This window comes from Bacillus sp. BML-BC051 (assembly GCF_019656175.1).
Lineage (GTDB): Bacteria > Bacillota > Bacilli > Bacillales > Bacillaceae_G > Bacillus_A > Bacillus_A mobilis.
The window spans coordinates 1-352 of the sequence record NZ_BPLI01000068.1; the positions used below are offsets into that span (position 1 = coordinate 1).

Genomic DNA, 352 nt, shown 5'->3' on the forward strand with positions numbered 1-352 from the left:
CGTTACCAATTACTTGGAACGCAATTTGATTAATTACTTCTGGCATAACAGGGTTTACTTTCCCTGGCATAATAGATGAACCTGGTTGACGAGCAGGTAGCATAATTTCCGCTAAACCAACACGTGGACCTGATGCCATTAAGCGAAGGTCATTTGCAATTTTAGACATATTCATCATACACACTTTAAGTGCTGCAGATACTTCTGTGTATGCATCCGTATTTTGCGTTGCATCTACTAAGTCTTCTGCACCAACAAGTGGTAATTCACTAATTGCAGCTAAATGTTTTACAACTGCTTCAATATATTCTGGATCTGCATTTAAGCCTGTACCAACTGCAGTTGCTCCCAT

The 352-nt window shown here is 39.8% G+C and carries 1 protein-coding gene; it reads right to left on the reverse strand.

The genetic code is table 11. The features are described 5' to 3' along the window. A partial coding sequence (locus tag K5S59_RS24060; protein ID WP_259653020.1) for a lyase family protein occupies nt 1–352 on the reverse strand: 352 nt, incomplete at both ends.